Source organism: Streptomyces sp. NPDC042371 (genome assembly GCF_056437465.1).
Map to the genome: position 1 here is coordinate 149,729 of NZ_JBWKAP010000015.1, position 9,533 is coordinate 159,261.

Consider the following 9,533-nt stretch of genomic DNA (forward strand, 5'->3'; position numbering starts at 1 on the left):
GGGCGCCCATGCGGCTCGCTCTGGCCGAGGCCGAGCTCGCCGTCAGGGGCGGTGACGTACCCGTCGGCGCCGTCGTGCTGTCCCCGGACGGCACGACGGTGCTCGCGGTCGGGCACAACGAACGCGAGGCGGCCGCCGACCCCACGGCGCACGCGGAGGTGCTCGCGCTGCGCAGGGCCGCCGCCGAGCTCGGCGAGTGGCGGCTGACGGGCTGCACGCTCGTCGTGACGCTGGAGCCGTGCACGATGTGCGCCGGTGCGCTCGTGCAGTCCCGCGTGGACCGGGTCGTCTATGGAGCGCGCGACGAGAAGGCGGGCGCGGCGGGCTCGCTCTGGGACGTCGTCCGCGACAGAAGGCTCAACCACCGCCCGGAAGTCGTCCACGGTGTCCTCGCGGACGAGTGCGCCGCACAGCTGACGGACTTCTTCCGCAACCGCTGACTCAACCACTGGCTCGAGCTGATTCAAGAGGCGGCCCAAACGGATTTCAGTCCACGGCCCACCTTGGGCTAGAGTTCCTCTCGGTAGCGTGTCCGAGCGGCCGAAGGAGCTCGCCTCGAAAGCGAGTGAAGGGTAACCCCCTTCCGTGGGTTCAAATCCCACCGCTACCGCTCTTGATACGAAGGGCCCGTCCTCAGGGACGGGCCCTTCGTCGTGCACTACACAAAAGAAGCACGCATACAGAGAACCCCGGCGCCCGCACGGCACCGGGGTTCTCTCCCGTCAGGACGGGGGAAGCGGCATCGGGGGGACAAGCCGCTCCCCCCGACGAGGACAGGCCCTCAAGTCAGCGCCGCCGTCAGGGGGGAAGCAGACGGCGCGGACCCCGCAGTAGGGCCGGTCCCTCGCCCCGCGGATTCCTGCCAGATCCGCTGGGGCTCATCACCAATCCTGCGCTCCGCACCCGCCTTCGAGCGCGGGCAAAGGGCCTCTGCTGCCGGGTCGTTGGTCCCTAAAAGCCCCGTGAGTACGGTCCGGGTTAGACTCGCCGCCGTCACAGGGGTCACACGGGGCACGGCAAGGGGAGGCCAGAGATCGTGGCAGTGCAGTGGAAGAAGCTCGGCCTTTTCGCAGTGGTCGTCTTCGTGCTCTACGTGATCATCACTGACCCGGCCAAGGCCGCGGACTATGTGCAGATAGGCTTCGAAGGCGTCTCGAGCGCCGCTCAGAGCATCGGCGACTTCATGACGTGGGTCGCCAACGGAGGCAAGGACTGAGCGGTCGCCCCGGCCGCCGAAGCCGCCTAGCCCTCTCCAAGGAGTGCCCGTGATCCGCCATCTGGTCCTCTTCAAGCTCAACGACGGCGTGCAGCGCGACGAGCCGCGCGTGGTCGAGGGCGTCAAGGCCTTCCGCGCCCTCGGCGGGCAGATCCCGGAGCTCACGTTCTGGGAGTGCGACTGGAACATCACCGACCGCCCCATCGCGTACGACTTCGCCATCAACTCGGCGGTCGACGACGTCGATGCGCTGAAGCGGTACATCGAGCACCCGGCCCACCAGGCGGGCGTCGCGCTGTGGCGCGAGTTCGCCACGTGGGTGATCGCCGACTACGAGTTCTGAGCCACCCTCCCCACCTGCTCCCCGAAGGGCCCCGCACCTCGAAGGTGCGGGGCCCTTCGCTCTCGTACGCCTCAACTTGCCTTCAACACGTAGTTATCAGGTGCTTGCACACAGTGCACATGTCTTGTGATGCTATGACCGCTTTTGACGGATGAGTTGACCGAGGTCGACCACGCGTCGACCGAGCTTGACTCTGCCTGACAGTGCCTGTCTGAGAAGGGGTGGCGTTGACCGTGCCGGCCAGTACTGCGCCCGAGGCTCCTCCCGCGGAGGCCCCCTCCGCGAAGGCTCCGCCCGCCACGACCCCACCCACGACCCCGCCCCCCAAGGCCGTGGGCACGGGAAGCACCCGCGGCGCCGACACCCGCGCCCTCACCCAGGTGCTCTTCGGCCAGCTCAAGGACCTCGAGCCGGGCAGCCGCGAGCACGGCCGGGTGCGCGGTGCGCTCATCGAGGCCAACCTGCCGCTCGTGCGGTACGCCGCCGCGCGCTTCCGCAGCCGCAACGAACCCATGGAGGACGTCGTCCAGGTCGGCACGATCGGCCTGATCAACGCCATCGACCGGTTCGACCCCGAGCGCGGCGTGCAGTTCCCGACCTTCGCGATGCCGACCGTGGTGGGCGAGATCAAGCGGTACTTCCGCGACAACGTCCGCACGGTCCACGTACCGCGGCGCCTGCACGAACTGTGGGTGCAGGTGACCGGGGCGACCGAGGACCTCACCACCGCCTTCGGGCGCTCGCCGACCACCTCGGAGATCGCCGAGCGGCTGCGCATCACCGAGGACGAGGTGCTCGCCTGCATCGAGGCAGGACGGTCGTACCACGCGACCTCGCTGGAAGCGGCCCAGGAGGGCGACGGGCTGCCCGGCCTGCTCGACCGGCTCGGCTACGAGGACCCCGCACTCGACGGCGTCGAGCACCGCGACCTCGTACGCCACCTCCTGGTCCAACTGCCCGAGCGCGAGCAGCGGATCCTTCTCCTGCGCTACTACAGCAATCTGACGCAGTCACAGATCAGTGCCGAACTGGGCGTCTCCCAGATGCATGTGTCGCGATTGCTGGCCCGGAGCTTCGCACGCCTTCGGTCCGCAAATCGGATCGAGGCGTAACCGTATCGAGTGGAGTGCCGTCGGGGCTGTTCCCGACGGCACTGTTTGCTGAAAAGCCCCAGACCCCCTCTTTCCTGCACGGATGTCACCCTTGTTTGTCGACAAGTAACTACAGCGTGTTGCCGACATGTGACATTCTGCTGGAACCGCGTTTGCCGTAGCCCCACCTCCGGTATTCAGGTGGAGGCTGCGTTCCTCCGACGGGAGCGCTCGCCGCGACCGTCCGCGACCTCAAGGGGGTGGCATGTCCGCAGACCAGGGCAGCTCGAAGGTGCTCACGCTCACGCTCGTCAAGAGCCCGAGCGAATCCGCGCCCGACGCGCTTCAAAGCTCAACAGCCTCGGAAGCCATCGACACCCGGACCCTGTCCCGCTCCCTCTTCCTGCGGCTCGCCGCGCTCGACCAGGACAGCCCGGAGCGCATGTATGTGCGCGACACGCTCATCGAACTCAACCTCCCGCTCGTGCGGTACGCGGCAGCACGCTTCCGCAGTCGCAACGAACCGATGGAGGACATCGTCCAGGTCGGCACGATCGGCCTGATCAAGGCCATCGACCGTTTCGACTGCGAACGCGGCGTGGAATTCCCGACGTTCGCGATGCCGACGGTCGTCGGGGAGATCAAGCGCTTCTTCCGGGACACCAGTTGGTCGGTGCGCGTGCCGCGCCGACTGCAGGAGCTGCGGCTCGCGCTCACGAAGACCAGTGACGAGCTCGCCCAGCGGCTCGACCGCTCGCCGACCGTGCCCGAGCTCGCCGCCGCGCTCGGCGTCTCGGAGGAGGACGTCGTCGACGGCCTCGCGGTGGGGAACGCGTACACGGCCTCCTCGCTCGACTCCCCGACCCCCGAGGACGACGGCGGCGAGGGCTCCCTCGCCGACCGCCTCGGGTACGAGGACACGGCGCTGGAGGGCGTGGAGTACCGCGAGTCCCTCAAGCCGCTGCTCGCCAAGCTGCCGCCGCGCGAGCGCCGCATCATCATGCTGCGCTTCTTCGCCAACATGACGCAGTCGCAGATCGGCGAGGAGGTCGGCATCTCGCAGATGCACGTCTCCCGGCTGCTGACCCGGACGCTCGCGCAGCTCCGCGAGGGGCTCATCTCGGACTGACGGCGCGGGCAGGTGACGCGGACGCACAGCCACACGGTCGCGTGGCCGGTGTTGCTGACGGGGTTCCTAATTGACGACCCGTCAGCGACACTGGCGCGATGCGACGTGGCGTACGGAACGTGCTCGGTGCGAGTGCCGCCGCGCTCTGCCTCGGCGGGCTGCTGTCCGCCTGCGGCAACAGCGGCGGCGACGGTTACGTGGCGACAGGCGCGGCCGGAGCCGCGCCCGAGCGGGCCCCCGGGAAGACCGTGGGGCCGAGCGGCGACGTGAAGCTGGTGCCGCTCGACAAGGGCGGCGACGGCGCGAGGCCCTCCGGCAAGGGCGACAGCGCGTCCGGGGCGCCCTCGGGCGACTCGTCCTCCTCGGCCGCGTCGCGCGGCGCAGGCGGCTCGGAGGGGAAGTCGCCCGCCGCGGAAGGGAGTTCCGGGTCCTCGGCCCCGTCCGGCGACGGCTCCTCGTCGAGCGACGGTCCGGACTCCGGGCGTACGAACGGCGGCTCAGGCAGCCCGTCGGCCCCCGGCACGGACGGCCCCGGCACTCAGGACCCGAAGCCGAACCCGAAGCCGCAGCCGCCGGACGGCCCCGCCGCGCTCTCCGTCGGCGACCCCGAGCGGAAGCCCGCGGACAAGCGCTGGTGCGAGAAAGTGACCGTCGCCTTCCGCAACACCGGTGGCTCACCGGTGCGTTCGGGCACGGTCACCTTCGGTACGCACATCATCGGCGCGCTCGGCGTCGACTGGGCCACGATCGAGTCGACCGTGAAGCTGCCCGCGCCGCTCGGCCCCGGTCAGAAGAAGGAGAAAACCTGGCCGGTATGCGTCGACGCGTGGCGGGTTCCACTCGGCATGCACGTGGAGACGCGGGACGTCGCGGTGAAGTGGCAGTAGCGGAGGGGCTGCCGCCGGGGGCCGGTTTCGTCTGCGGCTGCGTCGTGGTCGCTCGCGCAGTTCCCCGCGCCCCTGACCAGAACCTCGCCCGGCCCCACCAAAAGTCCGGGCCCGCCCCGGCCTGCCCAGGGGCGCGGGGAACTGCGCGCCCAGCCACAGCCGACCCGCACCAGAGCCTCGCCCGGCCCCACCGAAACAGAGTCCAGGCCAACCCCGGACCACCCAGGGGCGCGGGGAACTGCGCGACCAGCCACAGCCGACCCGCAGACGAAACCGCCCAAGCGCCGCTAGGCGAGCGCCAGCCAGGCCACGCCCGCCACGACGGCGATCGCGAGGATCACGCCGATGATCAGGCCCACCCGCGGGCCGGAAGAGGAAGCCGCCGCCTGCTGCTGGCGGCCCTGCGGCGCCTCGTCGACGAAGGCGCGGAACATCTGCGTGTTACCGGCGGGGTCGGGGTTGCCCTGATTGCCCTGGGGGTTGTGTGCCATGGAGCAGGACCCTAGCGAATCCACCGCCATCGGCCCAACCCCCTCTGGCCAGGGACTTTACAAGCGGGGTCCCAGAGCTTTGCCGACTCTTTAGTCCGCCCGCCCCGTTTTAGTTTGCCTGCGGCAACCAACTGCTTCTATCGTTGCCCTAAGCAACAAAAAAATTGGAGGTGCCGTGGCCGCGCAGCGTCAGTACGAGGAGCTGGCCCGACAGCTCAGCGCCATCGGTGCCGTGAAGCGTGGTCTCGGACGGGGCCTGCCGCACGACTGCCCCGCCGGATCCGCCGCCGTACTCATTCTGCTCGACCGGCACGGTGCGATGCGGATGAGCAGGCTCGCGGAGCTGCTCGCCGTCGACACGTCGGTGACCAGCCGCCACGTCGCCCATGTCGCGGAGAAGGAGTGGATCGTCCGCGATCCCGACCCCGCCGACAAGCGCTCCCGGATCCTGCGGCTCACGCCCGAGGGCAAGGCCAAGGTGGACGAGCTCTCCGAGCTCTCCATCCGGACGCTCACCCACTACCTGCACGACTGGAGCGACGACGAGGTCGTCCAGCTCAGCACGTTGCTGGCGCGACTGCGCGACAGCTTCGGGGACTGCCGTGCGGCCACCGCCCGGCTGGCCCACGACGTGCGGACCACGTCCGAGACCACCCGTACACCCGCGTAAGAAAAGGAAGTCCATGGCAACAACCACACCAGCCGGTGTGCGGGGCAGCCACGCCAAGCACGGAGCTCACCACGGCCACAACGGTGAGAACGCTCCGATGACGCACCGGCAGATCATGGAAGCACTGTCCGGGCTGCTGCTCGGCATGTTCGTGGCGATCCTGTCGTCGACGATCGTCTCCAACGCCCTGCCCGAAATCATCGGCGACCTCGGCGGCGGCCAGTCCGCCTACACCTGGGTCGTCACCGCGTCGCTGCTCGCGATGACCGCGACGACGCCGCTGTGGGGCAAGCTCTCGGACCTCTTCAGCAAGAAGGCCCTGGTCCAGATAGCCCTGGTCATCTACGTCGGCGGCTCGGTCGTCGCCGGTCTCTCGCAGAGCGCAGGGATGCTGATCGCCTGCCGCGTTGTGCAGGGCATCGGCGTGGGCGGTCTCTCCGCCCTTGCGCAGATCGTCATGGCCGCGATGATCTCCCCGCGCGAGCGCGGGCGTTACTCCGGCTACCTCGGCGCGACCTTCGCCGTCGCCACCGTCGGCGGCCCGCTGCTCGGCGGTGTCATCACGGACACCTCGTGGCTCGGCTGGCGCTGGTGCTTCTACGTCGGCGTGCCCTTCGCGATCATCGCGCTCATCGTCCTGCAGAAGACCCTGAAGCTCCCCGTCGTCAAGCGTGACGTCAAGGTCGACTGGGCCGGTGCCTTCTTCATCAGCGCCGCCGTCTGCCTGCTGCTCGTCTGGGTCACCTTCGCCGGTGACAAGTACGACTGGATGTCGTGGCAGACCGGCGCCATGGTCGGCGGTTCGGTGCTGCTCGCGCTGATCTTCGTGTTCGTCGAGTCCAGGGCGGCCGAGCCGATCATCCCGCTGCGGCTCTTCCGCAACCCCACCATCACGCTCGCCTCGCTCGCCTCGCTCTTCGTGGGTGTCGCGATGTTCGCGGGCACGGTCTTCTTCAGCCAGTACTTCCAGCTGGCGCGGGGCGAGTCCCCGACGATGTCCGGCGTCATGACCATCCCGATGATCGGTGGACTGTTCGTCTCCTCCACCGTGTCCGGTCAGATCATCACCAAGACGGGCAAGTGGAAGGCCTGGCTGGTCGCGGGCGGCCTGCTGGTCACCGCGGGTCTCGGGCTGCTCGGCACCATCCGGTACGACACCGAGTACTGGCACATCGCGATCTTCATGGCCCTGATGGGTCTCGGCATCGGCATGATGATGCAGAACCTCGTGCTCTGCACGCAGAACCAGGTCGCTCCCGAGGACCTCGGCTCCGCCAGCTCCACCGTCACCTTCTTCCGCTCCCTGGGCGGTGCGATGGGTGTCTCGGCGCTCGGCGCGATCATGGCCACGCGGATCACCGACTACGTCAAGGACGGCATCACCGACCTCGGCCCGAAGGCCGCGGCGCAATTCGGCCACGGCGGCACCGGTGGCGGCGGCATCCCGGACCTCGACAAGATCCCGGAGCCGTTCCGCACGGTCATGGAGAGCGCGTACGGACACGGCATCGCCGATGTCTTCCTCATCGCCGCTCCGATGGCGCTGATCGCCTTCCTGCTCACGCTGTTCATCAAGGAGGTCCCGCTGCGGACGTCGGGCGCCCTGGCCCAGGCCGCCGCGCAGACCGCGGACAGCCCGGCTCCGGCCGACACCGCGGTCGCCACCGCCACCACCGACACCACGGCCACCACGGCCGCCACGGCCGCCACCGCCGAGCAGCCCGTGCTCGCCTCCGTCGCCACGGGGGACGGGACCGGCCCGGAGGGCACCCAGCGGCTCGCCGCCACGGCGTCCGCCGCACAGCCCGGCGCCGGTGAGCTGCCGCCGGTCACGGGTGGCGTTCCGGTACGCGGCTTCGTCCGCGGCGCCGAGAGCGCGCCCGTCCCGCAGGCCGCCGTCACGCTGATCTCCCTCGGGGGACGGCAGCTCGGCCGCTCGGTCGCCCAGGGCGACGGCTCCTACGCCGTCGACGCCCCGGGTGCGGGTTCGTACGTGCTCATCGCGTCGGCCGACGGGTTCCAGCCGCAGGCCTCCACGGTCGTCGTGGGCGAGGACGCCCTCGCGTACGACATCCTGCTCAGCGGCACCAGCGGGCTCAGCGGTCTGGTGCGGGACGCGGACAGCAAGCTGCCCGTGAGCGGCGCGATGGTCATCGTGACCGACGTGCGCGGTGACGTCCTCGCCACCGGACTCTCCGGTGAGCAGGGCGAGTTCACCTTCGCCGAGCTGGTCCCCGGCACCGTCACCATCGCGGTGAACGCCGCCGGACACCGGCCGCTCGCGCTCCCCGTCGAGGTCGGCGGCACCGGGGTCACCCGGGTCGAGGTCGAGCTCAACTCCGGCGCGCAGGTGCTCGGCACCGTGCGGGCGGGCGGCAAGGCCCTGAACGACGCCCGCGTCACCCTGGTGGACGCCGCGGGCAACGTCGTCGCCACCGCGACCACCGGGACGGACGGGGCGTATGCCTTCACCGACCTGGACAGCGGCGACTACACGGTCATCGCGACCGGCTACCCGCCGGTGGCCACGGGGCTGACGGTGGCCGGCAGCGGCATCGACGGCCACGACATCGAGCTCGCCCACCCGGGCGAGTGACCGGCTCCGGTCCGAGGCCGCGCCCCGAGCGGAGGCGCGGCCCCGGGCCGGTTGCGGAAAGGGCCCCCGGCCCGGCGGTGGCATTCATGGCAGGGGACGGCCAGTCACCGCCGGGCCGGGGGCCGTCTGCTTGTTAAGCGTGAACTGAGCTTGGACTTTGGGGCTTTCCGCAGCGGAAGGCCCGGCAAGGAGTAAACGGGATGGCACTGAACGCTCGGATCCGGACGCGTGACGGATGGGCCGTGCCCCACGCCGTCGTCACGGTGACGGACATGACCGGGACGCAGGTACTGCGGGCCGACGCGGACGTGGAAGGCGTCGTACGGGATGGGACCGCCCTCGCGGCCGGGCCCTACACCGTCATCGTCACCGCCGTCGGATACGCGCCCGTCGCGTCCACCGCGCTCGTCACGGCGAGCGGGCGGGCGGAGGTCGGCAACGTCGTCCTCGCCCGGCAGGGCGGCACCGAGCTGCCGCCGCCGGGCCCGTGGACCGTCGACCCGGCCCACTCGACCGTGGGCGCGGTCGCCCAGCACCTCGGGATCACCAGCGTGCACGGGCGGTTCACCGAGTTCGGCGGCCGGATCGAGATCGCCGAGGACGTCGAGAAGTCGCGGGTCGAGGCGGTCATCAGGTCGGCCTCGATCGACACGGGCAACGGCATGCGGGACGGGCACCTGAAGTCGGCGGACTTCCTGGACGTCGAGCAGTACCCGGAGATCACGTACCGGTCCAGCGGGCTAACGCCCGCGGGGACGGACCGGTGGACGGTCCACGGCGAGCTCGGCATGCACGGGGTCGTACGGCCGGTGGACCTGGACCTGAGCTACCTGGGGACCGGGGCCGACCCGTGGGGTGGCACGCGGGCGGCCTTCCGGGCCACGGCGGAGCTGCGGCGCGAGGACTTCGCGATGAACTACAACCAGGTGGTGCAGGCGGGCATCTCGGCGATCGGCACGACGCTGAAGGTGACGCTGGACATCCAGGCCGTGCAGGGGGAGGTCCTGCCGCAGGTCTAGGGTCTGTCCGATGGGTCGGCGTGGAGCAAGGAGCGGCGTCTGGTGCGTGCGATCGCAAGGCGCCGGAAGGCCCTCGTAGCGGAGCTACTAG

At 70.1% G+C, this 9,533-nt stretch carries 10 protein-coding genes and 1 tRNA gene; 10 read left to right on the forward strand and 1 reads right to left on the reverse strand.

Annotated features, from left to right (window positions below):
• Window positions 1-8 precede the first annotated feature (8 nt).
• The 7 genes from tadA to AC068B_RS34985 all read left to right on the forward strand — a co-directional run bounded on the left by tadA (window position 9) and on the right by AC068B_RS34985 (window position 4,666).
• A complete protein-coding gene (tadA, locus tag AC068B_RS34955) occupies window positions 9-440 on the forward strand; it encodes a tRNA adenosine(34) deaminase TadA (protein WP_356261631.1) in 432 nt (143 codons plus the stop codon).
• An 82-nt stretch (window positions 441-522) separates the two neighbouring features.
• Window positions 523-610, forward strand: a tRNA-Ser gene (locus tag AC068B_RS34960).
• A 426-nt stretch (window positions 611-1,036) separates the two neighbouring features.
• Complete coding sequence (locus AC068B_RS34965) at window positions 1,037-1,216, forward strand: hypothetical protein (RefSeq protein ID WP_356261344.1); 180 nt, start codon at window positions 1,037-1,039, stop codon at window positions 1,214-1,216.
• Window positions 1,217-1,265: 49 nt separating this feature from the next.
• The gene (locus AC068B_RS34970) at window positions 1,266-1,559 is read left to right on the forward strand and encodes a Dabb family protein (protein ID WP_478675533.1); all 294 of its coding nucleotides are present in this window, start codon (window positions 1,266-1,268) and stop codon (window positions 1,557-1,559) included.
• A 221-nt stretch (window positions 1,560-1,780) separates the two neighbouring features.
• Window positions 1,781-2,671 carry an RNA polymerase sigma factor SigF gene (locus tag AC068B_RS34975; RefSeq protein ID WP_478675534.1) on the forward strand — a complete coding sequence of 297 codons (891 nt, stop codon included), beginning with the start codon at window positions 1,781-1,783 and terminating at the stop codon, window positions 2,669-2,671.
• Window positions 2,672-2,915: 244 nt separating this feature from the next.
• Entirely contained in the window at window positions 2,916-3,779 is an 864-nt protein-coding gene (locus AC068B_RS34980) for an RNA polymerase sigma factor SigF (RefSeq protein WP_356261335.1), read from the forward strand.
• 98 nt (window positions 3,780-3,877) lie between these two features.
• A complete protein-coding gene (locus tag AC068B_RS34985; protein WP_478675535.1) occupies window positions 3,878-4,666 on the forward strand; it encodes a hypothetical protein in 789 nt (262 codons plus the stop codon).
• 287 nt (window positions 4,667-4,953) lie between these two features.
• On the opposite strand, the gene AC068B_RS34990 is transcribed toward AC068B_RS34985, so the two are convergent.
• A complete protein-coding gene (locus AC068B_RS34990) occupies window positions 4,954-5,157 on the reverse strand; it encodes a hypothetical protein (protein ID WP_356261330.1) in 204 nt (67 codons plus the stop codon).
• A gap of 175 nt (window positions 5,158-5,332) precedes the next feature.
• On the opposite strand from AC068B_RS34990, the gene AC068B_RS34995 reads away from it, so the two are divergent.
• The 3 genes from AC068B_RS34995 (at window position 5,333) to AC068B_RS35005 (ending at window position 9,442) form a co-directional block, all read left to right on the forward strand.
• A complete protein-coding gene (locus AC068B_RS34995) occupies window positions 5,333-5,827 on the forward strand; it encodes a MarR family winged helix-turn-helix transcriptional regulator (RefSeq protein WP_478675536.1) in 495 nt (164 codons plus the stop codon).
• 97 nt (window positions 5,828-5,924) lie between these two features.
• The gene (locus tag AC068B_RS35000; RefSeq protein WP_478675542.1) at window positions 5,925-8,423 is read left to right on the forward strand and encodes an MFS transporter; all 2,499 of its coding nucleotides are present in this window, start codon (window positions 5,925-5,927) and stop codon (window positions 8,421-8,423) included.
• A gap of 200 nt (window positions 8,424-8,623) precedes the next feature.
• Complete coding sequence (locus AC068B_RS35005) at window positions 8,624-9,442, forward strand: YceI family protein (RefSeq protein WP_468565515.1); 819 nt, start codon at window positions 8,624-8,626, stop codon at window positions 9,440-9,442.
• Window positions 9,443-9,533 lie beyond the last annotated feature (91 nt).